Genomic DNA, 25,285 nt, shown 5'->3' with positions numbered 1-25,285 from the left:
GCCCCATGACCGGTGAGCGGTACGAGCGCCGGCTGCGGGCCGTACGGGTCCGGGCCACGGTCGTCGCCGTGCTCGCCGTCGCCCTCGCCCTGATCGCCGCCGCCGTCGGGCTCGTCGTCGGGCTGCGCACCGAGCTCAGCAACGACGTGCGGGACGCCGCCCGGGCACGCGCCTCGGACGTGGCCCGGGTCATCGAGGCGGGTCGCGGGGTGCCCGCGCCGACCGTGTCCGCGCCCGACGAGGAGTTCCTCCAGGTGATCGCCGCGGACGGCACGGTCGTCGCGGCCAGCGAGAACGTCGAGGGGCAGCCCGCGCTGGCCCGGCTGGGCCCCGGCGAGAGCGCCTCCGTCGACACCCCGCTCGACGACGACCCCTTCCTGGTGGTCGCGGTCGCCGCCCGGGACGAGGGCCGCGACCTGGTCGTCCTCGACGGACGGGACGCCTCCGGAGTCTCCGAGGCCACGGACACGGTCACCTGGCTGCTGCTCATCGGCCTGCCCGTGCTGCTCGTCCTCGCGGCCGCCGCGACCTGGACGGCCGTCGGCCGGGCCCTGCGCCGCGTGGCCCGCGCCGAGGCCGCGCAGCGCCGGTTCGTCTCCGACGCCTCCCACGAACTGCGCTCACCCGTCGCCACCGTCCGCCAGCACGCCGAGGTCGCCCTCGCCCACCCCGGGCGGACCGACACCGGTGCCCTGGCCGGGACCGTGCTCGACGAGGCCGTCCGCATGCAGCGCCTCGTCGACGACCTGCTGCTGCTCGCCCGCGCCGACGAAAGCGCCCTGCTGCGGGGCGGGCGGCGGCCCGTCGACCTCGACGACCTGGTCCTGGAGGAGGTGGGGCGGCTGCGCGCGGCCGCACCCGGTCTGCGCGTCGACAGCACGGCGGTGGGCGCGGCCCGGGTGACCGGCGACACGGAGGCGCTCCGGCGCCTGGTCCGCAACCTGTGCGAGAACGCGGCGCGGCACGCCCGCACGCGGGTGGCGTTCACGCTGAGGGACGCCGGGGACGGGTGGGTGCGGCTGGTGGTGGAGGACGACGGGTCCGGCATTCCGGCCGCCGAACGGGCGCGGGTCTTCGACCGTTTCGTACGGCTGGACGAGTCCCGTGCGCGGGGGGAGGGCGGTGCGGGGCTGGGTCTCGCGATCGTCGCGGAGGTGGCGGGGGCGCATCGGGGGCGGGTGGAGGTGGGGGTGAGCGAGGGGCTGGGTGGGGCGCGGTTCGTGGTGATGATGCCGTCGGCGGGGGAGTGACGGGGTCGTTTTCGCCCAGTAGCTCGGGATCACTTGTTTACGGCGGCTGCGGGTGGTTCGTGGCTGATCGCGCAGTTCCCCGCGCCCCTAGAGGTACGTGCCGTGGACGTACTTCAGGGGCGCGGGGAACTGCGCGACCAGCCCACGACTACCCGCAGCCGCCCGTGAAGCCGAAACCCGCCCCTGCATTCGGCGTTTTCTGACACCGCGTTCAGGGTCGTTCAGGGGATGTTCAGCGGCTGAGAGGGACCCTCGGCGTATCGGCGAAGCCAAGCGGCATCGAGGAGGGCGCCATGAACAGGCATCGCAGGAACCTGTGGCCGGGGGCCGTCGTGGGTGCCGTCGTGCTGATGGCCGGCGCCTGTTCCGGGAGCGCGGGCGGATCGGAGAGCACCCGCTCCGGCGACTGTGTGCACGTCGTCGACGAGGAAACCGGCAGGACGGGCAAGGACTGCCTGCCGCTCGCCCCCGAGAGCGACCGCGTCGATCTGACCGAGCCGGCGTTCTCCCACCCGACCCGGATCACCAACCCCCTGTACCCGACCGGCGAGGTCGACCAGGTCGTCATGGGCGGCCAGGCGGACGACGAGGTGTTCCGCACGGAGGTCAGCACGCTGCCCGGCACCAAGACGATCACCCTCGACGACCGGAAGGTCCAGGCCCTGACCCAGCAGTACGTCGCCTTCGCCGGCGGCCGGATCCACGAGGTCGCACTCGACTGGTACGCCCAGGCCGACGACGGCTCGGTCTGGTACCTCGGCGAGGACGTCTTCAACTACGAGGACGGCGTGGTCGCGGACACGGAGGGCACCTGGCAGGCGGGCCGGGACGGGGCGCCCGCCGCCATGATCATGCCCGCGCATCCGGAGAAGGGGGACGTGTACCGGCCGGAGAACCTGCCCGGCGTCGTCTTCGAGGAGGTCACGGTCAAGGAGGTGAACCGGACGGTCGAGGGGCCGTACGGGAAGGTCAAGGGCGCGATGACCGTGCGAGAACTGCACATGGACGGCTCGACCGAGGACAAGACCTTCGCCCCGGGCTACGGCGAGTTCTCCACCGGGAACGCGAACGGTGACCTGGAGGCGGTGTCGCTCGCGGTGCCCACGGACGCCGAACCGGGGACGCTGCCAAGGGAGTTGACAGCACTCGACCGGTCGGCACGGGCCGTGCAGGACGGCGAGGTCACCGACGCCGACCTGGGCGCGGTGCGGGACGCGTGGACGGCGTACCGCGGCTCCGACGCCGTACCGAAGCTGCTGGAGCGGCAGATGACGCGCGACCTCGACACGCTCGACGAGGCCGTCGGCGCGAAGGACGAGGAGGAGACGCTCGGCTCCGCACTGCGGGTGGCTCAGAACACGTCGGATCTGCGGCTGCGTTACGAGCCGGTGCGGACGGTGGACGTCACCCGGTTCGACATGTGGGCACGGCAGTTGGGGATCGACGCGGCAGCCGGGGCCGAGGGGGCGGTCGCCGGTGACGTCACCAGCCTCGAACTCGTCTGGGAGCGGCTGAAGGCCGAGGTGCCCGAGGCCCGGGCGGCCGCGGTCACGGCCGACCTGCGCGAGGCCCGCGAGGCCGCCGACCGCGGGGACATGGCGGCGGCGGAGCGGGTGGCGCAGGGCCTGGCGGAGGCGATCGCGGGGGTGAGGAGCTGAGGGGCTCAGCCGGTCGGGTCCAGCTCCATCGGTGCGATCTTGCCCTCCAGCATGGTGCCCAGGCCCTGTACGGCGCAGACGTCGGGCCGCTCGGCGATGTGCACGGGCATGCTGGTGGCCTGCCGCAGCATCTCGTCGAAGCCGGGCAGCAGCGCACTGCCGCCGACCATCATGATCCCGCGGTCGGCGAGGTCGGCGACCAGGTCGGGCGGGCAGTCGCGCAGCACCTTGCCGATGCTGTCGAGGACGGCGGTGAGCGGGGTCTGGATGGCGTCCCGTACGGCCGCGGTGTCGACCTGGACGCTGCGGGCGAGACCGGTGCAGACATCCCGGCCGTGGATCTCGGTGGAGGCGGGCCCGTGGGGCGTGAGCCCGTTGCCGGAGAGCGCGAGCTGCAGCGGCCGTACGCTCTGGCTGGGCAGCATGAGTTCGTGCTCGTGCCGCAGGTGCTGCACGATGGCGTGGTCGACGGCCTCACCGCCGACCCGGACGCGTTCGGCGGTGACGATGTTGCCGAGGGAGAGCACGGCGACCTCCGTCGCGGCCGCCCCGCACACCATGATCATGCTGGCCTCGGGCTGCTCCACGGGCAGCCCGCAGCCCACGGCGGCGGCGATCAGCGTGTCCACCAGCTCCACACGCCGCGCGCCCAGCCCGACGAGCGTCTCCATGGCGGCGCGCCGGGCGAGCGGGTCGGGATTGTGCGGCGTGCACACCGCGGCGCGCAGGAAGGGCTTGCGGCGCAGGGAGCGGCGCATCTTGTCGCCGAGGAGGTGCCGCAGCATCCGCTGCGCCATCTCGATGTCGACGACGGTGCCGCCGGAGACGGGCCGTACGACGCGGATGTAGTCCGGGGTGCGCCCGGTCATCCGCTCCGCGAACTCGCCGACCGCGATCAGGGCGCCGGTACGCGTGTTGACGGCGGCGGCGGAGGGCTGGTCGACGACGAGCCCGGCGCCCTTCACATAGACGCGGGTCCTGGCCGCCCCCAGGTCGACGGCGAAATGGCAGCGGCGCAGCTGCTCCAGCGTGGCGGTCATGGGGGGTCCTCCCGAGAACGCAGACCATGGGTCCGCCGGGTGGGTGGCGGGCCTCGCTTGGGTGTTTCGTGTGTGCGGGGCCGCCGTGTGGGGGCCTCTTACCGCATGGTGCGGGCCGCCGGGAGGGGGGCGCCTTCTGGAGGGGGCCGGGTGGGGTGCGGCTGAATGGGGGGTTCTGGTTCTGATGGGGAGTCAGGTGGGTGTGTCGGGTCACGGAGAACGGGCGGCTTCGAGTATGGGCCGCGGGGAGCCGGCGTAGCCGAAGGCGTTCCGGTTCGGGCATCAGCAGCCGGCGGCGGGGCCGGCACCTTTCAGGCCCGTGATGACGTGCCCGCCACCTGTCGTCTCCACCGGGCATGCCCATGGTTTCGGACGGCCGTCGAGGTCGTCCCGGTTTCCGTTCCGCTGCGTAGGGCGGCGGCCTGGAAGATCCCTCAGCCCCCGACGACGCCCCGGATCACCCCCAGCTCCACCAGGTCCTGCGGCCGGATCCGCAGCTGGTCCGCCGTCGCCTCCACCTCCCCCGGCCCCCGCTTGAGGATCGCCGCGGCCAACTCCGGCGCTATCACCGAGAAGTAACTGTCCGGCGTGGCCCAGGTGTTGCCCGGCGCCGCCAGCGCCAGCGCTCCTCCCGAGCCGCCCTCGCCGATGACCAGCGTGGTGATCGGCGTACGCGCGGCGGCCACCGCGCCGAACAGGTCGGCGATCGCGCCTCCGACCCCCTGCCGCTCCGCCTCTGCGTCGTTCGCGGCACCCGGCGTGTCCACCAGCGTCAGCACCGGGATGCCGAGCCGGTCCGCGAGGCGGATCAGACGGGCGGCGGTGCGGTAGCCGGCGGGGCGGGTCGCGGTGCCGGTCTGGGCGGCGTAGGCAACCGTGCGGCCCTCGTGCTCGCCGAAGCCGCAGAGCATGCCGTCGGGGTCGGCGCCGCCGCAGCGGTCGCCGCTGATCGTGATGCGGTGGGTGAGGTAGGCGTCCAAGTAGCGTGCGGCGCGGGGGCGTTGTGAGGAGCGGGCGCGCCGGACGGCGTCCCAGCCGGTGGCGGGCAGGTCGGCGGCGCCGAGGGGGTGTGGCGGGGGAGCCGGTTCGGTGGAGGGTGCCGTGAGGAGCCGTAGCCACCGCCCCAGCGTCTCCCGCAGCCCCTCCGGCCGTACGACCCCGTCCACGGCCCCCGACCCCACCTGCGCCTCCGCCGTGTACGCCGCCGGATCCGCGTCCGCCGGCCGGACCCGGGAGCCCGCGAAGCCGACCTGGGCGCCGGGCAGGGCCAGGGTCACGTCGGCGCCGGCGCCGAGGGTGGCCCAGCCACCGCCGGTGGTCGGGTCCCGCAGCACGGCGATCTGGGGCAGCCCGGCCCCCCTGGTGAGCGCCGACTGGCGGGCGACGCGCTGGAGTTGGGTCAGCGCGAGCATGCCCTCCTGCATACGGCTGCCGCCCGTCGCCACCAGGGGGACCACGGGGAGACGGCGGGCGCGGGCATAGGTGTACGCCGCCTCCAGCCGGTCACCGGTGCGTTCGCCCAGCGAGCCGCCCAGGAAGCCGAACTCGAACGCGATCAGGACCGCGCGCGTGCCCTCGACGGTGCCGGTGCCGCAGATCACCGACTCCTCCTCGCCCGTCTGCTCGGCGGCGCGGGCGCGCGAGGCGTCGTAGCCGTGCCAGGCGAGTGGGCCGTCGGGGGTGGAGTCCTTTGCCGCGTACGGGAGTTCGGTGAAGTCGTCGGTGACCAGGGCGACGGCCTCCCGGGCGGAGAGGCGGTTCTGGGCGAAGGGGCGGTCCTGGGCGGGCTGCTCAGTCATGGGCCAGCGCCCGCTTCATGATCTTCCCCATGTCGTTGCGGGGGAGCGCCGTGAGGTAGTGGACGGTGCGCGGTCGCTTGTGCGGGGCGAGGCGGTGGGCGACGTGGTCGGCCAACTCCGCGGCAGAGGGCGGGGATTGGGGGTCCGCCGGGACCACCCAGGCCACGATGCGCTCGCCCAGGTCCGCGTCCGGCTCCCCGGTGACCGCCGCCTCCCGCACCCCGGGATGTTCGAGGAGCGCGTTCTCGATCTCCCCGGCCCCGATCTTGTAACCCCCGCTCTTGATCAGGTCGGTGGCCTTGCGGCCGACGATGCGGACGTACCCGTCGGGATCGCGCACCGCCATGTCGCCGGTGCGGAACCAGCCGTCCGCGGTGAAGGCGGCGGCCGTCGCGTCGGGGCGGTTGAGGTACTCGGTGAAGAGGTTCGGGCCGCGCACCTGGATCTCGCCCACGGTCTCGCCGTCGTACGACGTGATCGGCGTCCCGTCCTCCTCCACCAGCCGCAGCTCCACGCCCGGCAGCGGGACACCGACGGTTCCGGCGCGCGGCTCGCCGTCCGACCGCACGCTCGTGTTCATCAGCGTCTCCGTCATGCCGTACCGCTCGACGACCCGCTGCCCGGTCGCGGCCGTGATCCGCTCGTGGTCGTGCACGGGGAGCGCGGCCGAGCCGGAGACCAGGAGACGGGCCCTGCCCAGCGCCTTCGCCAGCTCCGGCTCCTCGGGGAGCGCCTGGGCGATGCGGTGGTACATCGTCGGCACGCCGAACACCATGGTCGCGCCGTCGTTCAGCTCGCGCGCGACGCCCTCCGTGGTGAACCTGCCCAGGTGGCGTACCGATCCGCCGCGGCGCAGCGGGCCGAGGATGCCGAGGACCAGGCCGTGCACATGGAACAGGGGCAGGCCGTGCACGAGGACGTCGTCGCCGGTCCACTGCCAGGCGTCCGCGAGCGCGTCCAGGGTGGCGGTGATCGCCCGGCGGGGGATGACCGCGCCCTTGGGCGGGCCGGTGGTGCCGGAGGTGTAGACGATCAGGGCGGGGTCGGCCTCGGTGGCCTGCGCGTCCGGGCGATGGACGGTGGGCGCGGCGGATGTGGCGGGTGCGGCGGATCGTACGTCTACGTCCACGCGGGCCAAGTCGCTGACGGGAGCCGGTAGTTCATCACCCGGCGCCGCGAGTACGAGACTCGGCGCACTGTCGGACAGGATGTGCCCCAGCTCCTTCTCCCCCGACTTCGGGTTGAGCGGCACGGCGGCGATCCCGGCCTCCAGCGCCGCCACCACGGCGACGGCGGTCTCCAGCGCCGGCGTCGCCCAGACGGCCACCCGGCCCTTGTCCGCGATCCGGGCCGCCAGGGCGCCGGTCGCGGCGGCGAGCTCCGCGTAGGTCAGGGCCCGGTCGCCGAAGCGCAGGGCAACTCGCCCCGCCGGAGCGGCCGTCAGGGCCGGGAAGAGAGAGGACACGCGTCGTACTCCTTAACTGTTCAACGGACACCGACTGCTCTGTCGTCTGCCGGCCTACCCCCAGCCGGGCACGACCAGCGCGAGCCACACCACCGCGGGAACCGCCGCGACCACGATCCCTCCGTACACCATCAGCTGCCGGAAGAAACGCTCACGGTCGACATCCGGTGCCGCGGCCAGCACCAGCGCGCCGTTCGTCGAGAACGGGCTCACGTCCACGACCGTCGCCGACACCGCGAACGCCGCCACCATCCCGACCGCGCCGATCTCGCCCTGTGCCAGGAACGGCACGGCGAGCGGGATGAGCGCACCCATGATCCCGACGGACGAGGCGAAGGCCGACACGATCGCGCCGATGTAGCAGAGCAGGACGGCGGACAGCAGCGGCACGCCGATGTCGCTCACGCTCTCACCGGCCCAGGTGATGGTGCCCATCTCCTCCAGTACGCCCACGTACGTCAGCACACCGCAGATCACCAGCACCGTCGGCCACGCGATCTCGCCGACCGCCTTGCGGCTGTCATCGGGCCAGACGGCGCTCAGGACGACGGCCAGGGTGATCGCGGTCAGACCGGCGTCCAGGTCGAGGAGGAGGACGGCTACGACGAGGGCGACCAGGGCGACGAGGGTGGTGACGCGGGCGGGGGTGAGGCGGATGCCGGTTTCGGCGGGCTGTGTGGCAACGGCGGTGGCGGTGCCGGAGGGGGATACGGCGGAGGCGGAGGGGGATCCGGACGTACCGCCTTCTGCCGTGTGGCCGCCGGGGCCGCCGGGACCGTCGGGGCCGGCTCCCTGTCCGCCGCTGTCGGGGCCCGTGGGCACCGACCCCTGCGCCCACAGCTTGAGCCCCCCGAACAGCACGAACACCACGGCCGCGATGACGAGATTGACGATCAGCGACGCCAGGAAGAGCGCGATCTCGTTCCCCGGCAGCTTCTCCCGCTCGACGATGCCGTTGACGATCGAGCCGTAGATGCTGATCGGCGAGAACCCGCCGCCCTGCGCACCGTGCACCACCATGGCGCCCATCAGCAGCGGGCTGATCCGGTACCGGGCGGCGAAGCTCAGCGCGACGGGCGCGACGATCGCGACGGCGGCCGGACTCACGGCGCCGATCGCGGTCAGGGCGCCGGTGAGGGCGAACATCACCCAGGGGATGAGCGCCACCCGGCCCCGGACGAGCCGGATGGCGGCGTGCACCAGCCAGTCGGTGGTGCCGTTGGCGCGGGCGATCGCGAAGAGGTACGTGACGCCGACGAGGACGACGAACAGGTCGCCGGGGAAGCCGGCGAAGATGCCGTCCGCGTCGAGGTCCGCGACGACGGTGCCGACGGCGAAGGCGGCGGCGAAGGCGAGCGCGCCCATGTTGATCGAGCGGGTCGTGGCGATGACGAACACCACGGCGAGAACGAGGATCGAGATGAGTTCGGGGGACATACGGGCTCCCGTCTTTGGGTCCCGGAGCGGTTGCGGGTTTCCACACCCGCTTGGTGGCTGAGTGGCTGAGCCACTTCGGGGTGATGGCTGGATAGCGTGGGCGCGCGAGGAGCGGACGTCAAGGGGTGACGCAAGAATTGGCTCAGCCACTCGTCCACCCGACCGCCCTACCACCCGCCCCGCCCGGTGTTACGCTCCCGGCGAGAGGGGGACCCCGTGACCGACGACGCCCTGCGCCCCATGACCAAGCAGCGCCTCTACGAGCAGGTGCTCGACCGGCTGCGCGCGTACGTCGCCGAGGGCGGCCTCGGCGCCGGGGACCGGCTGCCCACCGAGCGGGATCTGGCCCAACGGCTCGGAGTCAGCAGGGCGTCGGTGAAGCAGGCGATCGTGGTCCTGGAGGTGCAGGGCCTGGTGGAGGTACGGCACGGGGGCGGCACGTACCTCGTCCGGGACAGCCTCGACGTGGAGCCGGTGGACCGCATGGTCGAGCGCCGCCGGCGCCTGCCCGACGTCCTGGAGGCCCGCGAGGCCCTGGAGACCAAACTCGCCGAACTGGCCGCCGAGCGCCGCACGGGGGAGGACCTCGAGGCGATGCGGTCGGCGCTCGCGCACATGGCGCAGGAGATCGAGGAGAACCGCCCCGGCGTGGAGGGCGACCGCCTCTTCCACGCCGCGGTCACCACCGCCGCCCACAGCAGCATCCTCGCCGAGTTCATGCGCTCCATCGCCGACCAGATCGCCGAGAGCCGCACCGAGTCCCTCCGCCAGCCCCACCGCCCCACCCGCTCCCTCGCCCAGCACCAGGCCATCCTCGACGCGATCGAGTCCGCCCACCCCGGCCGGGCGGCCGCCGCCATGCGGCGCCATGTCCGTACGGTGGCGAAGGTGCGGTTGCTGGACTGGGAGCCGGAGGGCGAGGACCGGTAGGGCCGCTTGTTAGCCTGCGCATCGCACAGCTGTCCCGTCTGCTCGCGCAACCGCCCTCCCTGGAGGAACCGACGTGCCCCGCATAGCCCTCGTCACCTGCCGCCCCGGCCCCGAGGTCGCCGTCGACCGCGACCTTCCGCTGCTGGTGCAGGCGCTGCGGGAAGCCGGGGCCGACGCCGACGCCGTGTATTGGGACGACGACGCGGCCGACTGGGGCGGGTACGACCTCGCGGTGATCCGCTCCACCTGGGACTACAGCTGGCGTGCGGCGGAGTTTCTGGCGTGGGCGGAGCGGTGCGGTAAGGCGACGCGGCTGGCGAACCCGGCCGGCGTGGTGCGGTGGAACGCCGACAAGCGGTACCTCGGGGACCTCGCCGCCGCCGGGGTGCCGGTCGTGCCGACCCGGTACATAGGTCCCGGCGAGGCCGTCGACGGCTTTCCGCTCGACCACGAATACGTCGTCAAGCCCACCTCCGGCGCGGGCGCGCGGTTCGCCGCCCGCTACACGCCCGACGACCACGACACGGCCGTACGGCAGCTCGCACGCATGCACGCGGAGGGGTTCACCGCGATGGTGCAGCCCTACCTCAAGAACATCGACGTCAGCGGGGAGCGGGCGCTGCAGTTCTACGGCGGCCGCCTGCTGCACGCCAGCCGCAAGGGCGCCGTGCTCACCCCCGGGACGCCCTACGACGAGCGCAAGGTCGCCCACCCCGGCCTCGAAGCCTGGGCCCCCACCCCGGCCGAACTCGCCGTCGCCGAACGCGCCCTGGCCGCCGTACCGGAGGCCGCCGAGCTGCTGTACGCGCGCGTGGACCTCGTCGACGGGGAGGACGGGCAGCCGCGGGTCATGGAACTGGAGCTGGTCGAGCCGAACCTGTTTGGCGCTGCACCCCGGGTCGGTGCCGCGGGTGGTAGAGGCGATCCTGGCGGCGGCGGAGCGGCAGTGACCTTTCCGGTCAGCCGCCTTTCCGGTCAGCCGCCTTTCCGGTCAGCCGCCTTTCCGGTCAGCCGCCTTTTCGGTCAGTCGCCGGACTGCTGCTCGTGCCGGTGGGTGCCGCGGGCCAGCTCCTGAAGGATCTCGTGCTCGGTCTTCCCGGTCTCCCGGGCCATCTTGTGCAGCAGTAGCGCGCACAACGCCGAGGCGCCGTCCATAAGGGTCTCGGCCGCCCTCGGGTCCTCGTGGCGCCGCTCCGCCACGTAGGCGGCCAGTAGGTCGTTCCCGGACACGTAGGCGGTCATGAACTCGATGCCGGTACGGATGCGGTCGTAGTCGCTACTCATGGGCCGAACGATGGCACATGCCCACAGCACCACGTGATTCAGCCACCGACCGCCACCCGCTGCAACAGCCCCCACGTGAACTCGGCCACCACCTCCCGCCGCACGCCCTCCCCGTCCGGCGCGGTGAACGCCAGCCCCCAGCGCGTCGGGGCCGTGCCCTCCAGGGGGCGGGCGGGGGCGAAGGCGCGGGCCGCCTCGTCGACGGTGCAGGACCAGGGGGTGAGGTCGTCGAGGGTGCGCAGGACCGGCCCCTCGGCTCCCGGGGCGCGGACCAGCCACTCGTTCCAGACCGAGCCGTTCGGGGCCAGCAGCACCTCGAAGCGCAGATCGGGCCAGAGCGGGACCGGCCACAGCCAGGCCTCGCACTCCAGGTCGCCGACCTTGCGGGAGATCACCGACTCGGGCTTGCCGAACACCGAGCGGTACCGGGAGGCGGCGGCGCGGGAACGGGGAGAGCGGACCATCGCCTGCCACCGCTTGTTCGCCTCGCGCATCTCGGCGAGGGACACGCCCAGTGCGCGGCGGGCGTCCTCCACCAGGTCCGGGTTGTGGTCGGCCATGCGGCGCAGCAGCACCAGCTGGAAGTGGAGCGGGGTGAAGGGGCCGGCGGGGTTCGTTCCGCCGCTAGCGGCGTGCTTTGCGGAGGGCATGCGTTCCATCGTCGCCGATCGGACGGCGGCCGTCGGGGAGAAAGAGGACCGAATTGACGTACCGGGGCCCCCGGAAGGGCAGGACCCGGCGCAGGAGGCCCTGGGTGACGACGTACGAGGTCTCCGCCTGGTGGGTCTCCAGCGGGAAGCGGCTCAGGGGCACCCAGTCGCGGCCCGGCAGGACCCAGCCGTCGTAGCCGAGCAGGGAGAGGTACGTCACCACCGGGCCGATCGGCTGGATACGGGACTCCAGCTCGATGAACAGGGCGGGCCGGTCGCGGGCCAGGATGCCGGTCGCGCCGCGCAGCACCGCGAGCTCGCTGCCGTCCACGTCGACCTTGACGAACCCGACGTCCTTGAGACCGAGTTCGTCGAGGGTGACACAGCTGACCGGCAGGGCCGTGGCGTGGATGTTCCGGCGGACCAGGGAGGACACGCCCCGGTCGCCCGCGTCGTGCGGCGGCAGCCAGAGCCGGGCCGCGCCGGGGCGCTCGGCGGCCGCGGCCTGCACGACCCGGACGTTGGGCGGAGCCGTCGCCGCCAGGAGCCGCGCCAGATGAGGGACCGGTTCCACGGTCACCACCCGGCGTGCCCGCCGCGACAGCCGCCGCGTCCACGGGCCGTACCACCCGCCGACGTCCACGGCCGTGCCGCACTCGGCGGGACACAGTTCCGCCAGCCGGGCCAGCTCCGGCTCGAAACGCGGGTACACGGCCCGGGCGACGGCGGCGACCAGGCGGGTGGGCAGCAGAGGGGCGATGTGCGCGGCCAGGGTCATGGGGCCATCCGTTTGAGGAGTTCCTCGTGCTCGTCGTCGGAGACCTGCTCCCCGGAGGCCGGCAGCAGCTGCGGGATGCCGTCGACGATCGGGTAGCGGCGGTGCAGACGCGGGTTGTACAGCGCCTCGGCCGTCTCGGCCGCATCCTCCGCATCGCCCGGGCCGTCCGGTACGACGAGGTGCAGCGGGCCCTTGTCGAGCGGGCACGCCAGGATCCGCAGGAGCGGGTCGTCGGGTTTCATGGTGGGGTCAACTCCTTGGCCGCTATGGGGGGTTGGGGAGGCTGGGGAGACTGCGCGGCTGGGTCGTGCCGCGGCATCGACAGCAGTACGGCGACGGCGAGCGCCGTGCCCGCGACCCGCAGCGCCAGCCGCAGCGGGTCCTCGGGCAGCGCCTCGCCGAACGACAGCGTGCCGAGCACGGCCGTGTAGAGGCAGGTCACGGTCGTGCACACCGGCACGATCAGCGAGGCCCGGCAGCGCTGCAGCGCCGCCTGCGACATGACCAGCCCGAACGCGCCGGTGAAGAGGAGGAGGTACGGGTACGGGGAGCGGAGAAGATCGAGGAGCGCGCCGCCGATTCCGCTCGTCGTCAGATAGCTCGACACCCCCTTGATGGCCAGCGAGCTCACCCCGTACAGCAGCCCCACCGCCACGCCGTACTCCACGCCGGTCGTCGGCAGCCGGTGCCGGTGCCGGGCCCTGCGCTCGGCGGAGTTGTACAGCCACACGCCCGCCGCCAGCGACGGCACGCACACGAGCAGGATCAGCGGATACGGGGCGGCGTGGCTGACGGTCTCCGACCCCTCCCGCAGCGACAGCACGACCATCAGCAGCGCGGCGAGGATCGCGCTGAGCGCGTACCGCTCCCGCCCGCTGGTCTCCTCGCCCAGCAGCCGAGCGGAGAGCAGGACGAGGAGGACCAGCCCGGAGACGAAGATGCCCTGAGCCGCGGCGATCGGCAGGGTGCGGTAGACGACGAGCTGGGCGCCGAAACCGGCGGCGAGGGAGAGCGAGCCGCCGATCCACAGCGGGCTGCCGAGCACCAGCCGCAGCAGCCGGGCCGGTTGGCGGATACTCACCTGCGGCAGTGCGGTGAGCGCCCGTTTCTCCAGGACGAAACCGAGGCTGTAGAGGGTGTTCGCCATCAGGGCCGCGGCCACTCCCCACCACATGCTCACGCCCCCTACGTCCGTCGTGCGTGCAGCAGCAGGATCGACGCGAGGGGTGGTCTGGCGCAGGCCAGCCGGTCGAGGGGGCGGAGGGGACGCGGTACGCCGTGGAAGGGCGCGCCCGCCAGGCATACGACCTCGAAGCCGGACGCGGCCACGAACTCCCGCAGCGCACGGGCGGTGTAGAGCCGCAGATGGCCCACGACCTCCCGCCCCGGCCGCCCGTGGACGGCCCGCAGGCTGACCTCCGAGAACACCGGCTGTACCCCGGCCAGCAGCAGGGCGCGGTTGTACCAGGCGGCCAGGTTCGGGGTGGAGAGCATGAGGTGACCGCCTGGGCGCAGCACACGGCGGATCTCGTCCAGCGCGGCGTCCGGGTCGACGAGGTGCTCGATCACCTCGCTGAACAGCACGGCGTCGGCGGAACCGGTCCTGAACGGCAGCCCGCCGCCCGTGAGTTCACCGCGGACGGCGTACGGGATCCGGGTGCGGGCCCGTCGTAGGGCGTCCTGGGACCAGTCGATGCCGATGAGGCGGTGGCCGGGGAGGAAGGGGGCGGCGGTGGCGGCCGCGGTTCCGTCGCCGCAGCCGATGTCGAGGATCGTGGCCGTCCGTTCGGCGGACGCCGGTCCCAGGGCCTCCGCGAGCATGCGGGCCTGGCGGCGGCTGCGGGGGGTGCCGGAGGCGACGGGGACGGCGGGGTTCTCGTAGAAGTCGCGCAGTTCTGGGGGTTTCACGGGGGAGGTCGTGGTCACGGGGCCACCTCCGTGGTGTGCAGGTAGTGCTCGAAGAGGTCCCGGAGGTGGGCGCCGTCTCCGTGGCTGAGCAGGGCGCGCGACCAGCGCAGGGCGAGGTGGAGGCGGCCCGCGGTGGAGGCGGTGGTGACGGTCAGGCCGCGGGGCATCCGGGCGGGCGCCGAGAACCACACGGCGTGCGCGCGGCCGGCCTCCTCGCCGAAGTCCAGGGGGTACGGGATACGGCCGATGTTGCTGAGGAGGGTGGTCGAGGTCCAGGGCGCGGCGGCTCTGCGCAGGCCGCGGGTGAGGGCGGCGCGGACGGCGACGGGGGCCCACGGGGCGGTGAGGAGGGAGGCGCCGTGGCCGAGTTGGGGGCGGGGGAGGGACTTGAGGGCGCGGGTGCGCAGTGCCGTGCGGTGCAGCAGGCCGGGCATGTCGTCGTCGGCGCGCTTCAACTCGTCGGGGCAGAAAGGTACTTCGACCAGTCTGGTGCCGTTGCCGATGGGCATGGTGGTGTCTCGGGGGCGGTCGTCCACGGGCATGGTGATGCGGAGGGGGCGGGGGCGGGCGCCGTGTTCTCTGTTCCAGTGGGCGATGGTCAGGGCGGTGGTGACCATGAGCTGGTCGTTGACCGTGTAGGGGGAGCCCTTGGGGCGGTGGGGGAGGGGGAGTTCGGTGACGAGCATGCCGTTGCCGGGGGAGGGTTCGGGGGTGCCGGGGGCTACTCGTGCGGGGTGGGACCAGTTGGAAGGGGTCTCTTCGGAGGGCGGTGGGGTTTCCGTCGTACGGATGGGTGAGGCTGCCGGTGAGTTGTCCCGGCCGCCGTACAACTCTGCGGCTGTGGCGAGGACGCGGAGGCAGGCGGGGCCGTCGAGGGCGGTGTGGTTGATGGTCAGGAACAGCACCGTTCCTTTGCCATGACCGTGATTGCCGCTCGCGGGTTGGGTCGCTCGCCCGCGCCGGCGGGGTGCCGCTCTGTGTGGGTCGGGAGCCGCCCCAGCGGCACGACTGCCCGCAGCGGCGGAGGGTGCGCCGACAGCGTCTGTTGCCTCGCTGCCCTCAACAGGCCCCGCCCCCTCCACCACCTCCAACCTGATCGGCGGCGACAGAGACAGCGGCGGCGCCTGCGTCAGCGCCCGCGTCCGCGCATCCCGCAACGCATCCCTCCCCGGCGCCGGAAAGCTCACCACCTCCACGTCCGGCTCCGCCGTCAGCTCCCACTCGTACCGGCGCCGGTACCACCGCCCCGGCGCCTCCCGCATGAGGATCCGCGGATGCCGGCGCAGTGCCTCGGCGAAGGCCGTACGCAAGCGATCGGGATCCAGCGGCCCCGGCAGATGGACCTCGATGTGGACCGTCTCCGGCTCCTCCTCCTGGAGGCAGTGCCGGGCGACCTCGTCCACGACGGGGAACGGGACGCGTACCGGCGGCCGCAGGGGACCCTCGGCGCGTGCGGGCTGCTGCAGTGCGGTCATGTGGCTTCGCCCTTCCCCGTGTCCTCCGGTCCCGGCGCGTCCTCGGAGCGGCTCGCCCGGAACCTCGGCTTGCTGAACCTGATGCGTGCGGTCGGCGGATCGGGCTCCGGTCCGCCGGGGCCGCGCGCGGAGACGGTCGGGCCGGAGTCGGCGCGGGGGGCCGGGGGACGGGACGAATCGGCCCCCCTCGCCCCGAAGGACTCGGCGCCGGCAGAACTGGCGGACGCGGCTCCCCTCGGGCTGGAGGGCTCGGCTCCCGGCGGCCCAGGTGTCGCGGCGCGCGTAGGACTGGGGGACGCGGCTCCCGACGGCCCGGAGGGCGCGGCGCCCGTCGGACCGGGGGGCGCGGCTCCTGCAGGACCGGAAGACGCCGCTCCTGGCGGCCCGGAGGACGCGGTTCCCGCCGGACCGGAAGACGCGGCTCCCGGCGGCCCGGAAGGCGCGGCCCCCGTCGGACCCAAGGCCTCGCTCCCCTGCGCACTCCGCCCCCGCTCTCGCTGCGGCAGCCCCGGCAGCGGCCGTGTCGGCGGTTCCGGAGGGACCGCCGGAGTACCGCCGCCGTCCGGCGCGGCGGCCGCCCCTTCCCGCTCCCGCACACTCACCACACCCGCGAACAACCCGACCAGCGCGAGGAGTTGAGCCGCAGGGCCGAACGCTCCCTCTCCGGCCCCCACGGGCTCCGCTGCCCCGGCCGCCGCGGCGACCCCCGCCCCCGCGAGCGCCACGACCGCGATCGGCACCAGCAGCGCATGCCTCCGCCACGCCACCACCGCCAGCGCCGGCACCAGCAGGGCGAACCACCCGGCGATGACCACGCCCACCACCGTCACCGCCACCGTGCCGAGCCACAGCCCGGGCAGCGGCGGAGCGGGCTGCGGCTCGTCGGGATTCGGGGCCCGCCGGCGCCACAGCACCAGCCCGGCCAGCAGCGCGATCGCCACCGCACTGCCGATCAGCCCGGCCTCGTACGTCACCGCCGGTTCGTACGACAGCTCGACCGTGCCGCCGGCGCCCGCCGGGATCCGCCAGCCCTGCTGCCAGCCGTCCAGCCGTACCGGCGTCAGTTCCTCGCCGTTCAGCGTGGCGTGCCAGCCGTCGTTGAAGTTCTCGTACGTCGTCAGGTAGCTCGCCGCGCCCGACCCGACGGTCACCGCGCGCCGGTCGCCGAGCCAGTCCCGTATCCCCAGCTCACGCGCCGCCGTCGCGGTGTCGGCGACCGTGCCGCGGGTCAGCGTCACGTCGGTCAGTGCCAGGGGCCCGGCGTCCCCGCCCTCCACCTGGTGCTCTCCGGCCGTCAGCTGCAACTCGGCGTCGTCACGGCCCCGCTGGCAGAGGGTCACGTCCACCTGCCGTCGCTCCACCAGATCCCGTACGGTCCCCCGCACGCTCGTCCGGTACAGCTCACCGTCCACCGAGACCAGCGGCCCCTCCCCGCACGGCAGCGAGAACGACCGGGCGGCCCTCGGCTGCGGGGTCCGGTACTGGTCGAGGGCCGGGATGTAGGCCTCGGTCAGGCCCACCGGCAGGCGGAGATCCTCGCCGACCATCGGGTTGTAGAGGGTCAGCGGGGCCGTCTGGGTGATCGTGATGTCCAGTCGGTCGGTGGTGATCGGCGGGAAGCGTACGTTGCCGTTCTCGTCGACGCCCGCGATGGCCGCGCCGTCCGGGGAGCTGATGTGGACCTCGGTCGGGCGGGTGGACAGCCCCCCGGCCGGCGCCAGCACGACCTCACCCACGGCCTGCTTCCCGGGCCAGCGGAGGTGGATCGTCGGCCGGTCGCCCGCGATCCAGGCCGTGGTCAGGTCGCCGTCGGTGAGGTTGCGCGGCGACAGGCCCGCCCCCAGCCGTGCCGTGGAGTCGGCGGTCGCGACGATCCGGTTCTGCTGGTCCGGCGCCACCTTGTACAGCAGCTTGTCCAGCTCCTCGCCCGCCACCGGCACCGCGCTCGCCCGCACCTCGTACGTCCCCGCGGTGGACGTCGTGAAGCGCCGGTGCAGCCCGGCCTCCGTGCCCGTCGGCGACAGCCCGGTGGGGTCGGCCGTACGGGACAGGGAGACGATCTCGGCGGCGGCACCGGAGTCCTCGGCGTCGGTGGGCAGCCGCAGCAGCCGGGTCACCTGGACCTCCGGCAGATCGATCTCGGAGAAGCCCGCGCCGGTGAGACCGGCCCGCCGGGACACGGAGTCCGTGATCGTCAGCTTCATCCAACTCGTCGCGCCAGCCCGCGCCTTGACGGTCTGCGTCGATCCGTCCGGCCGGAGGAAGGAGCTCACGGCCCCCTTCTCCGTCTCCACCCGCACTCGCGTGGGCGCCTCCCGCACGCCCTCCTGCGGCAGCGGCGTGACCTTGAACGACGACGGCATGTCGTACGCCCCGCCCGCGAACGCGATCCGCAGCCACTCCCCGTCCGGCGAGCCCTCCGCGCCCTCGGTCCACGCCGTGTCCGGGTTCCCGTCGAAGGCGTTGACCGGGTCGAACTGCGGCAGGTGGAAGAGCCAGCTGCCGTACGACGACGCCGTCACCGACCGGGCGCCGCGCAGCTCGGCCACCGTCTGGTGGTCGAGCCCGGTCGTGGGCAGGATCTGGTGCGGTTTCTCCCCCGCGTCCTGGGCGGCGTCGGGCGCGTTGCGCTCGCCGCGGGTGTACGTGTACGACGTGTTGGCGTTGACCAGCCCGAACCGCGTGTCAGCGCGCCGCATCCCGTCGCCGACCACCTGCACCGGCGGTGAGCCGAGCCCGGGATGGTTGTCGCCGGTCAGCACACTGGCCCGCCCCCGCAGTTCGGACGCCAGCGGCAGCAGTGCCTCCGGACCGCCGGACACGACGGCCGTGTCGGCGACCGGCTGCAGCCCGGCCTGGTGCGGGCGCGGCACGTCCTCGCCGACCGGCTTGTAGATCTCCACCGCCCGCTGCCGCGGATACAGCCCCTCCACCTGGAGCGGGGTGTCCGGGGCGATCGTCCCCCCGGTCATGACCGGCCCGAGGCCGGTCACCCGCTCGTACCCGGACTCTTCGAGGGTCCGCTTGACGGTCGTGGTCGGGACGGAGCCGATCTGGTCGGGGTCGAGGTCGTTGCGGACGACGACGTAATGGATACCGGCCCGGCTCAAGTAGTCCGCCAGCCCCGGTACTTGTCCGCCGCTCGTCAGCGCCTGCTCCACGGCGTCCATGGCGCGCCGGTTGCCGGGGGTGCCGAAGGGAACGTAGTCCCGCTGTGCCCAGCGCGAGTCGGCCACGACGTCCAGGGGCTGGTCGATGGTCGAGCCCCAGGTGTAGATGCCGTGCGCGGTCGCCGGGACGACGAGGACACGGGCGTCGGGGGAGTACTTCTCCATCCAGTCGGCCGTGGCCTGCCAGTACTTGGGGATCTCCTTGAAGGAACCCGGGTTGAGGATCGAGCCGTTGAGATACGGCCACATGAGCCCCGGCAGCACCAGCACCGCCGCGATCAGCGGCGAGAACCTCCGCCCCCGCACCGGCCGCGCCCCGCGCGCCTGCGAGGCCACCCCCACCAGATGGGCGAGCCCCAGCACCAACGCGAGCGCGAGCCCCGTCTGGAACTTGTAGATGTTCCGGAAGGGCACGAGCCCGCCGTCCAGCCAGTCCTGCACGACCCCGTGGAAGGGCGCGCCGAACGCCCCGTCGTACCCAGCGAGCAGGATCAGCGCGACCGTCACCACGGTCAGCACCAGCCACCGCCGCTCCGGCATGTCCCGCCGGGCCAGCCCCGCGAGCCCCAGCCCGGCCGCGAGCGCCGAGCACACGATCACGACGACGGACGAGGCGACGGTCCACCCGGCCGGCAGCCAGGCGTCACCGAAGTGCAGATAGGCGACCCAGTTCCCGGCACCGCGCAGGGCCTCGGTCGCCGACATGGTCTCGGTCGTCGTCTGCGAACTCTCCACGTAGGGAAGGAAGTTCTCCCCATAGGCACCGAGCAGCAGCAACGGCACGACCCACCAGGCGGTCGCCAGGACGACACCCGGCACCCACCACGCGATCAGCTTCCGCTGCCGTGGCCCGGGCGGACGGGACAGGAGATACAGCCCGACGGGAAGCAGCGAGGCCAGCGTGGAGGCCGCGTTGACCCCGCCCATGAACGGAACGACCAGCGCCGAGCGCAGAGCGGCGACCCGGGCGGCGTACCGCTCGTTCGTCAACGGCAGCAGCACCCACGGCAGAAACGCACCCGGCAGCGCGGCAGCCGACGTGGACCCGACGACGATGGTGAAGACGGGCCACAGCGCATACACGACGGCACCTAGGAGCCGTGACCCCCCGCTGCCCACCCGCAGCCGCTCGGCCAGCCGCAAGGCGCCCCAGAACGCCACCGACACGATCAGCGACAGCCACAACCGCTCCGCCAGCCACACCGGCAGCCGTACGGCCTCGGCCAGCCAGTAGAACGGCAGCATCGGCCACAGATAGCCCGCGTACTGGTCCTGGATCCCGCCGAAACCGCCCTCGTCGTGCCACAACTGCCCCAGATCGGCGAGGAACTGCCCCGGATCGACGGTCACACCCAGCTTGGTGTCGAAGGTCTGCCGCCCCGGCTGCACCACCAGCAACAGCACGAACACCACGGCCCAGAACCCCAGCAGCCAGCGCCGCGACCGCGGCCCCTCCGGCGGCCCCGAGGCGGGGGCGGGGGTGGGCACGGCTGCCGGGGGAGGAGCCTGGACCGTGGTCGTCGTCATGGTGGACACCGCCTGAGGATGAGGAGGAGGTTCCAGGTGGCGAACTCGCGGATGCCCGGCGCCTTCACGACGGTTTCCGCGAGGAACGGCCAGTAGCGGGAGCGTGCCGAGACGATCTCCACGTCGTCGCGGGCACGGACCTGCCGCAGGGTGGTGCCGATGTGCACGGCGAAGAGGTTCTCGCCGAGGGTGTGCTTGGCGGCCCGCCCGGTACGCCGCCGGTAACGGGCACGGGCCCGCTCGGCGCCGAAGTAGTGCCAGGGGGCCCACTCATGACCGCCCCAAGGGGACAGCCAGTTGGTGAACGACACATAGATGAGCCCACCGGGCCGGGTCACCCGCGCCAGCTCACTGAGGAACGTCTGCGGGTCGGCCACATGCTCGAGCACATTGGAGGAGAAGGCGACGTCCGCGACGCCGTCCTGCAGGGGCAGCAGATACCCATCGGCGACGACGGCCGCCTCGGGCGGCTTCTCGCCCAGTTCCCGCAGGTCCGGCTCGAACAGAAAGGCTTGCGCGCCGCGGCGCCGGAACTCCTCGGTGAAGTACCCGCTGCCACCACCGACATCGACGACGACCCGCCCGGCGACGGAACCGTCGTAGGCCTCGACCTGGTCGACGGCGTCGCGGGCGAGGAGGGAGTAGCAGGATTCCGGGTCGTCCTGTTCATGAAGGAAGGCCCGAAAGAGGGCGAGGGAGCGCCGTAGGGAGGGATCTTTGAAGCGCCGGTCGAGTGCGGCGCCCTTCAAGGGGCGCGGGGCTGTTATCGATTTGCGGCTACCGCCGCGTGGGCGCGACCAGCCACGAACGACCGGCACTCGCGAGACGGCCTTGCCGCCACGGCGAACAGGCGTCATATCGCGCCCCTCACCGCCTCAGAGGCCACCGCCCGGAACTGCCGCACCGTCCGATCCCACCGATACCGTGCCGCCCGATCCCGCGCGGCCTTCCCCATCAGCTCCCGCCGATGCCCGGACAACGCGAGCGTGCACCACGCAGCGGCGAACGACGACTCCCCGGGCGCAAGCACCCCGGTCTCCCCATCCACGACGGAATCCCGAAGCCCAGGCACATCGAAGGCGATGGTCGGCGTCTCCCGCGTCGCGGCCTCGGTGACGACGAGCCCCCACCCTTCGACCGCGGACGGATGCAACAGCAACCAGGCCTCGCACAGCAGCCGATGCTTCTCCGCCTCGGAGACATGACCGGTGAACTCCACACCCGGTCCGGCCAGCGCAGTGAGCCGTGCCCGCTCGGGCCCGTCCCCGACGATGACGAGCCGCCCCCCGGTGACGGGTCGCACCCGCTCCCAGAGCCGCAGCAGCAGATCGATCCGCTTGTACTCGACAAGCCGTCCGACGGCGACGAACAGCGGCTCGGGCGAGCGGTCACCCAGAGGCCCCGGCTCCTCGACCCCGTTGTGCACCACCCGAATACGGTCCCGCTCGACCCCGATCGCCCGCAGCGCATGCGCCGTGGACGAAGACACGGCAACCAGCAGACTCCGATGCTGCGCACCGGTCAGCGCCCAGTGCTCAAGTCTTCGGCCCAGCCGAGCCGCAGGCGCCAACGCCCCGCCGAAGCGCATGTTCCACAGATCGGTATGCACATGGTTGACCAGGCACAACGTCGGCCCGCGATGCCAGAGGGGCGCGAAGTACGGCATCCCGTTGCAGACCTCGACCAGCAGATCGCAGTCGCCGACCTGACGGGCAAAGGCGGATCTGGCGCGCAGGTAGTGGCCGTAGGAGCCGCCGGCCGACACGACCCGGTAGTCGCGGTACGCCGCCGGCCCCCCGCACAGCAGGGTGACCTGGTGGCCGAGCCGGGTGAGCCCGTCAGCGAGGCGGTCGACCAGCAGCTCGGAGCCGCCGGCGGCCTTGTTTCCCAGGTCACGGTGGGCGAGAAAAACGATTCGGCGCGGATGTGGGGGGAGCGCCGAGGGGTGCTGCTGCGTCGCCCAGGGGAGGGTGGCGGGCAGCGGGGAAGGCACGTGCTGGGGCATGGGTGCTCCAACTCGTCTCAGGGTGCGGAACTCAGCGTGGGGGAGGGGAGGTTTTGGGTTCCTGTGGGGGGATTCGCTACTTCTTGGTGTTACTTGGTCGTTTACGGTCGTTGTGCGAGGGGTGTGGACAGGCTGTGTCCGGGTGGGGTTGGACAGTTTTCGCCCGGACCATCGCCAGGGCTACTCACCGGCGTGACAATTTCCGGCTTTATTAGAGCTGACGTCACGTCATATTGTGAGCGTGGGCTGGGGCATCTCGACCGTGCTGGGAGATTCCGGCTGCTTACGCCCACGTACCACCAAAACGGCCCCTACCACCGCAAGCGCGAATCCCACCCCAGCCGCCCCGATCGGCAGCGTCTCCCCCACCATGCGCAGCAGACCGCTGTCCCGCTTCGCCTGCCGTACGGCCTCCTTCTGCGTGGCCTCGGTGAACGCGATCTTCTCGCTGTCCAGCAGCACCGCCGCGTCCTTGTCGCCGCCGGGCGCCCGCAGGGTGCGGCGCGGGCCGGTCTGGGCGTAGATCACCCGGCCGGTGCGCTGGTCGACGACGAGTTTGAAGCCGTGATTGGAGTACCACTCCTCGGCCAGCACCTGCGGGCGGTTCGGCTGGTCGACGATGCTGCCGGGGACGAGCCGGGTGCCGACCTTGCGGGGCGCGACGGTGGCGGTGAACCGGTAACCCGTGTAGCCCTGGATCTTCTCCGTGCCGTCGTAGCGCATGGTGATCGTCGCGTTGCCGGTGTTGTCCCACCACTGGTAGGAGCGTTTCTGCACGTCGAACGGGAACTTCAGATAGGCCTCGCCCTCGATGTACGGGCTCTCCTTGCAGCAGTGCACCGGCCGGGTGGTCTTCCGGTCCATCACCCAGCGGTGCGGGACGTAGTCCAGCGCGTCGTGCGGGTCGGCGGCCGGCAGCGTCTTGTCCGTGTCGACGGTGGTGATCACGTCCCAGACGGCGTTGCCGCTGCGCTCACTTTCCGCCACATTGCCGCGGACCCGCTGGGTGACGGTGATGCGCTGATCCGGCACGGTCTCGATCTTGTCGGTGTCGAAGACACTGCCGGTGCCCTTGTAGACGGCGGTGGTGTCGATGTCGATGGGGTTCACGGCGGCACGCGGGGTCACGTACCAGGCCAGCATGGGCGCCAGTACCAGCAGAAACGTGCCGAGGCCCAGCAGGATCAGCGAGAGAGGTGAGGCTGTACGGCGCATCCGGCACTCCTGGGGGGTTGACGCATGGGCGATGCACGGTCGGTGCACGGTCGTTGCCTGGCCGTTCTTGGGCCGGGAACCGTAGGCGTCCGTTGACGGAGTGTCAATGTCTTGACGGGCTGAGCGGGCTTGTCGAGACTGAACTCGACAGGGTCGGGATCAGGCTGGCGCCACCGGGGTGGGGAACCTCCGGACAGAGAGGCTGACCCTGCGATGTCCAGACTGCTCGCCGCCGCGCTGACCGTCGCGCTCGCCGCCGTACTCGCGGTGGGCGCCGCCCTCGGCGTCGTCGCGCTGCTGGAAGCGACGCCCGACCAGCCGAACACGCCCTTGATCACGTACGAGCAAGCGGGCCAGGGGAGTTGACGGTGGCCGCGACCCGCTCCACGACCTCCACCTCCGCCTCCACCGTCAGCACCCGCTCGGCCTGGCGTGACGTACCCCGCTTCCAGGTCCGCCGTTTCGCGGAGCTGGCCATGGCGGACGCGCCGGCCCTGGCCGAGGAGATCCTGCGCGAGATCCGCCGCGAGTACCCGCATCTGCCCGTCGTCCTCGACGAGTCGGGCGAGCCGATGGCCCTGGTCGGCATCCGGCGCGCGATCGAGGTCTTCGTCCAGCACCTGGAGACGTCGGAGGGCCGCCCGACGGTCCCGCCGGGCGTCTTCCAGGAGTTCGGCAGGGGCGAGGGCCTGCACGGCCGCTCCCTCGACTCCCTCCAGGCGATCTACCGCATGGGCGTACGGCTGGCCTGGCGCCGTTTCGCCGAGATCGGCCAGCGCGTCGACATCCCGCCGCCCGCGATGTACGAGCTGGTGGACGCCGGTTACGAGTATCTGGACGGTCTGGTCGACCAGTCGGTGCGCGGTTACGCGGAGGCGGCGGCGCGCCAGGCGGGCGAGCGGCTGCGCCTCCAACGCCGCCTGATGGAACTCCTGCTGGCCGAACACCACCGGGGCGATCCGGCGGACGCCCTGACCGAGCGGGCGGCCCGCATCGGCTGGCCCCTGCCGGAGAAGGTCGCCGTCGGAGTCCTGCTGCGCCCGGCGCGGGAGGCGGTGGCGCCGGCCGTCGGGCAGGGGGTGCTGCTCGACATGGAGTACGAGCAGCCGCGCATGGTCGTCCCCGAACCGGACGCCGCGGGCCGACCCGAACTGTTGCACCGGGCCCTGACCGGCTGGTCGGGCGCGATCGGCCCCCCGGTCCCGCTCCCCGACGCGGCGAAGTCGCTGCGCTGGGCCGAGGCCGCCGTACGCCTGATGGAACGGCGGCTGCTGCCGGCCGGCGACGTCCTGTACTGCACCGAGCACACCGAGGCGCTCGTCCTCCTGCAGCCCGAGGAGCTGATCGACGACCTGGCGGTGCGGTGCCTGGCCCCGCTGGAGCACTGCGGCCCCACGCACGGCCGACGACTGGCGGAGACGTTACTGGCCTGGCTGGAGACCAGGGGCGGGGCACCGGAGGTGGCGGCCCGCCTGGGCGTCCACCCCCAGACGGTCCGCTATCGGCTGCGGCAGATCCGGGAGTTGTGGGGCGACGAGATGAACGACCCGGACCGGCGGTTCGAGTTGGAGCTGGTGTTGCGGGCGCAGCGGTTGAGGGGGGTGCTGGGCGAGACGCGCCGGTAGGCCGGTAGACGGGCGTAGCGGTCGTAGCCGGTAGACGGGCGTAGCGGTCGTAGCCGGTTGCCGCGCGGC

20 protein-coding genes and 1 pseudogene are annotated in these 25,285 nt (G+C 72.8%); 6 read left to right on the top strand and 15 right to left on the bottom strand.

The window, feature by feature from the left end:
- Positions 1-5 precede the first annotated feature (5 nt).
- Positions 6-1,250, top strand: a complete 1,245-nt coding sequence (locus tag ACQEV2_RS13255; RefSeq protein ID WP_433039659.1) for a sensor histidine kinase — start codon at positions 6-8, stop codon at positions 1,248-1,250.
- Positions 1,251-1,543: 293 nt separating this feature from the next.
- A complete protein-coding gene (locus ACQEV2_RS13250; RefSeq protein WP_433039658.1) occupies positions 1,544-2,908 on the top strand; it encodes a hypothetical protein in 1,365 nt (454 codons plus the stop codon).
- 5 nt (positions 2,909-2,913) lie between these two features.
- On the opposite strand, the gene ACQEV2_RS13245 is transcribed toward ACQEV2_RS13250, so the two are convergent.
- The 4 genes from ACQEV2_RS13245 to ACQEV2_RS13230 all read right to left on the bottom strand — a co-directional run bounded on the left by ACQEV2_RS13245 (position 2,914) and on the right by ACQEV2_RS13230 (position 8,649).
- On the bottom strand, positions 2,914-3,948 hold the full coding sequence (locus ACQEV2_RS13245) for a rod shape-determining protein (RefSeq protein ID WP_433039656.1): 1,035 nt from the start codon (positions 3,946-3,948) through the stop codon (positions 2,914-2,916).
- Between the two features lie 434 nt (positions 3,949-4,382).
- The gene (locus ACQEV2_RS13240; protein ID WP_433039654.1) at positions 4,383-5,747 is read right to left on the bottom strand and encodes a carboxyl transferase domain-containing protein; all 1,365 of its coding nucleotides are present in this window, start codon (positions 5,745-5,747) and stop codon (positions 4,383-4,385) included.
- Positions 5,740-7,212 carry an acyl-CoA synthetase gene (locus ACQEV2_RS13235; protein WP_433039652.1) on the bottom strand — a complete coding sequence of 491 codons (1,473 nt, stop codon included), beginning with the start codon at positions 7,210-7,212 and terminating at the stop codon, positions 5,740-5,742. Before ACQEV2_RS13235 ends, ACQEV2_RS13240 begins: the two co-directional genes overlap by 8 nt.
- A 54-nt stretch (positions 7,213-7,266) precedes the next feature.
- Positions 7,267-8,649, bottom strand: a complete 1,383-nt coding sequence (locus ACQEV2_RS13230; protein WP_433039650.1) for an SLC13 family permease — start codon at positions 8,647-8,649, stop codon at positions 7,267-7,269.
- Positions 8,650-8,889: 240 nt separating this feature from the next.
- Between ACQEV2_RS13230 and ACQEV2_RS13225 the strand changes: the two genes are divergently transcribed.
- Positions 8,890-9,579: a FadR/GntR family transcriptional regulator gene (locus ACQEV2_RS13225; protein WP_433054415.1), complete on the top strand. Its 690-nt coding sequence runs from the start codon at positions 8,890-8,892 to the stop codon at positions 9,577-9,579.
- A 73-nt stretch (positions 9,580-9,652) separates the two neighbouring features.
- Positions 9,653-10,529, top strand: a pseudogene (locus ACQEV2_RS13220) (ATP-grasp domain-containing protein).
- A gap of 73 nt (positions 10,530-10,602) precedes the next feature.
- On the opposite strand, the gene ACQEV2_RS13215 reads toward ACQEV2_RS13220, so the two are convergent.
- The 11 genes from ACQEV2_RS13215 to ACQEV2_RS13165 form a co-directional block, all read right to left on the bottom strand.
- The gene (locus ACQEV2_RS13215; protein ID WP_433039648.1) at positions 10,603-10,863 is read right to left on the bottom strand and encodes a hypothetical protein; all 261 of its coding nucleotides are present in this window, start codon (positions 10,861-10,863) and stop codon (positions 10,603-10,605) included.
- A 38-nt stretch (positions 10,864-10,901) separates the two neighbouring features.
- Positions 10,902-11,513 (bottom strand): hypothetical protein, encoded by a 612-nt coding sequence (locus tag ACQEV2_RS13210; RefSeq protein WP_433039646.1) that lies wholly within the window; start codon positions 11,511-11,513, stop codon positions 10,902-10,904.
- Positions 11,488-12,291, bottom strand: coding sequence for an FkbM family methyltransferase (locus tag ACQEV2_RS13205; protein ID WP_433039644.1), 804 nt, complete (start codon positions 12,289-12,291; stop codon positions 11,488-11,490). Before ACQEV2_RS13205 ends, ACQEV2_RS13210 begins: the two co-directional genes overlap by 26 nt.
- A complete protein-coding gene (locus tag ACQEV2_RS13200; protein ID WP_433039642.1) occupies positions 12,288-12,533 on the bottom strand; it encodes a Trm112 family protein in 246 nt (81 codons plus the stop codon). Before ACQEV2_RS13200 ends, ACQEV2_RS13205 begins: the two co-directional genes overlap by 4 nt.
- Entirely contained in the window at positions 12,530-13,453 is a 924-nt protein-coding gene (locus tag ACQEV2_RS13195; RefSeq protein WP_433054412.1) for a hypothetical protein, read from the bottom strand. Before ACQEV2_RS13195 ends, ACQEV2_RS13200 begins: the two co-directional genes overlap by 4 nt.
- Before the next feature lie 23 nt (positions 13,454-13,476).
- Complete coding sequence (locus ACQEV2_RS13190) at positions 13,477-14,217, bottom strand: methyltransferase domain-containing protein (RefSeq protein ID WP_433039640.1); 741 nt, start codon at positions 14,215-14,217, stop codon at positions 13,477-13,479.
- Entirely contained in the window at positions 14,214-15,674 is a 1,461-nt protein-coding gene (locus ACQEV2_RS13185; protein ID WP_433039638.1) for a condensation protein, read from the bottom strand. The genes ACQEV2_RS13190 and ACQEV2_RS13185 overlap by 4 nt, the downstream gene beginning before the upstream one ends.
- Positions 15,671-20,371 (bottom strand): alpha-(1->3)-arabinofuranosyltransferase domain-containing protein, encoded by a 4,701-nt coding sequence (locus ACQEV2_RS13180; RefSeq protein WP_433039636.1) that lies wholly within the window; start codon positions 20,369-20,371, stop codon positions 15,671-15,673. The genes ACQEV2_RS13185 and ACQEV2_RS13180 overlap by 4 nt, the downstream gene beginning before the upstream one ends.
- Positions 20,368-21,189 carry a class I SAM-dependent methyltransferase gene (locus tag ACQEV2_RS13175; RefSeq protein WP_433054409.1) on the bottom strand — a complete coding sequence of 274 codons (822 nt, stop codon included), beginning with the start codon at positions 21,187-21,189 and terminating at the stop codon, positions 20,368-20,370. The genes ACQEV2_RS13180 and ACQEV2_RS13175 overlap by 4 nt, the downstream gene beginning before the upstream one ends.
- Before the next feature lie 35 nt (positions 21,190-21,224).
- The gene (locus ACQEV2_RS13170) at positions 21,225-22,376 is read right to left on the bottom strand and encodes a glycosyltransferase family 4 protein (RefSeq protein WP_433039634.1); all 1,152 of its coding nucleotides are present in this window, start codon (positions 22,374-22,376) and stop codon (positions 21,225-21,227) included.
- A gap of 228 nt (positions 22,377-22,604) precedes the next feature.
- On the bottom strand, positions 22,605-23,591 hold the full coding sequence (locus ACQEV2_RS13165; protein WP_433039632.1) for a DUF3068 domain-containing protein: 987 nt from the start codon (positions 23,589-23,591) through the stop codon (positions 22,605-22,607).
- A 213-nt stretch (positions 23,592-23,804) separates the two neighbouring features.
- Here ACQEV2_RS13165 and ACQEV2_RS13160 point away from each other — a divergent pair, with 213 nt between their 5' ends.
- Together ACQEV2_RS13160 and ACQEV2_RS13155 are read left to right on the top strand one after the other, a co-directional pair.
- The gene (locus ACQEV2_RS13160) at positions 23,805-23,957 is read left to right on the top strand and encodes a hypothetical protein (RefSeq protein ID WP_167348315.1); all 153 of its coding nucleotides are present in this window, start codon (positions 23,805-23,807) and stop codon (positions 23,955-23,957) included.
- A 2-nt stretch (positions 23,958-23,959) separates the two neighbouring features.
- Positions 23,960-25,216 carry a helix-turn-helix domain-containing protein gene (locus ACQEV2_RS13155; protein ID WP_433039630.1) on the top strand — a complete coding sequence of 419 codons (1,257 nt, stop codon included), beginning with the start codon at positions 23,960-23,962 and terminating at the stop codon, positions 25,214-25,216.
- The last annotated feature ends 69 nt before the right edge of the window (positions 25,217-25,285 follow it).

The sequence above is a fragment of the Streptomyces sp. CA-251387 genome (assembly GCF_050936625.1).
Lineage (GTDB): Bacteria > Actinomycetota > Actinomycetes > Streptomycetales > Streptomycetaceae > Streptomyces.
Note: the sequence above shows the minus strand (reverse complement) of the source record. Positions and strands in the feature narration are given on the sequence as shown.

Coding starts and splice junctions, on each gene's coding strand:
- ACQEV2_RS13255 (WP_433039659.1), top strand. CDS start 6: ATGACCGGTGAGCGGTACGAGCGCCGGCTGCGGGCCGTACGGGTCCGG.
- ACQEV2_RS13250 (WP_433039658.1), top strand. CDS start 1,544: ATGAACAGGCATCGCAGGAACCTGTGGCCGGGGGCCGTCGTGGGTGCC.
- ACQEV2_RS13245 (WP_433039656.1), bottom strand. CDS start 3,948: ATGACCGCCACGCTGGAGCAGCTGCGCCGCTGCCATTTCGCCGTCGAC.
- ACQEV2_RS13240 (WP_433039654.1), bottom strand. CDS start 5,747: ATGACTGAGCAGCCCGCCCAGGACCGCCCCTTCGCCCAGAACCGCCTC.
- ACQEV2_RS13230 (WP_433039650.1), bottom strand. CDS start 8,649: ATGTCCCCCGAACTCATCTCGATCCTCGTTCTCGCCGTGGTGTTCGTC.
- ACQEV2_RS13225 (WP_433054415.1), top strand. CDS start 8,890: ATGACCAAGCAGCGCCTCTACGAGCAGGTGCTCGACCGGCTGCGCGCG.
- ACQEV2_RS13215 (WP_433039648.1), bottom strand. CDS start 10,863: ATGAGTAGCGACTACGACCGCATCCGTACCGGCATCGAGTTCATGACC.
- ACQEV2_RS13210 (WP_433039646.1), bottom strand. CDS start 11,513: ATGCCCTCCGCAAAGCACGCCGCTAGCGGCGGAACGAACCCCGCCGGC.
- ACQEV2_RS13205 (WP_433039644.1), bottom strand. CDS start 12,291: ATGACCCTGGCCGCGCACATCGCCCCTCTGCTGCCCACCCGCCTGGTC.
- ACQEV2_RS13200 (WP_433039642.1), bottom strand. CDS start 12,533: ATGAAACCCGACGACCCGCTCCTGCGGATCCTGGCGTGCCCGCTCGAC.
- ACQEV2_RS13185 (WP_433039638.1), bottom strand. CDS start 15,674: ATGACCGCACTGCAGCAGCCCGCACGCGCCGAGGGTCCCCTGCGGCCG.
- ACQEV2_RS13180 (WP_433039636.1), bottom strand. CDS start 20,371: ATGACGACGACCACGGTCCAGGCTCCTCCCCCGGCAGCCGTGCCCACC.
- ACQEV2_RS13170 (WP_433039634.1), bottom strand. CDS start 22,376: ATGCCCCAGCACGTGCCTTCCCCGCTGCCCGCCACCCTCCCCTGGGCG.
- ACQEV2_RS13165 (WP_433039632.1), bottom strand. CDS start 23,591: ATGCGCCGTACAGCCTCACCTCTCTCGCTGATCCTGCTGGGCCTCGGC.
- ACQEV2_RS13160 (WP_167348315.1), top strand. CDS start 23,805: ATGTCCAGACTGCTCGCCGCCGCGCTGACCGTCGCGCTCGCCGCCGTA.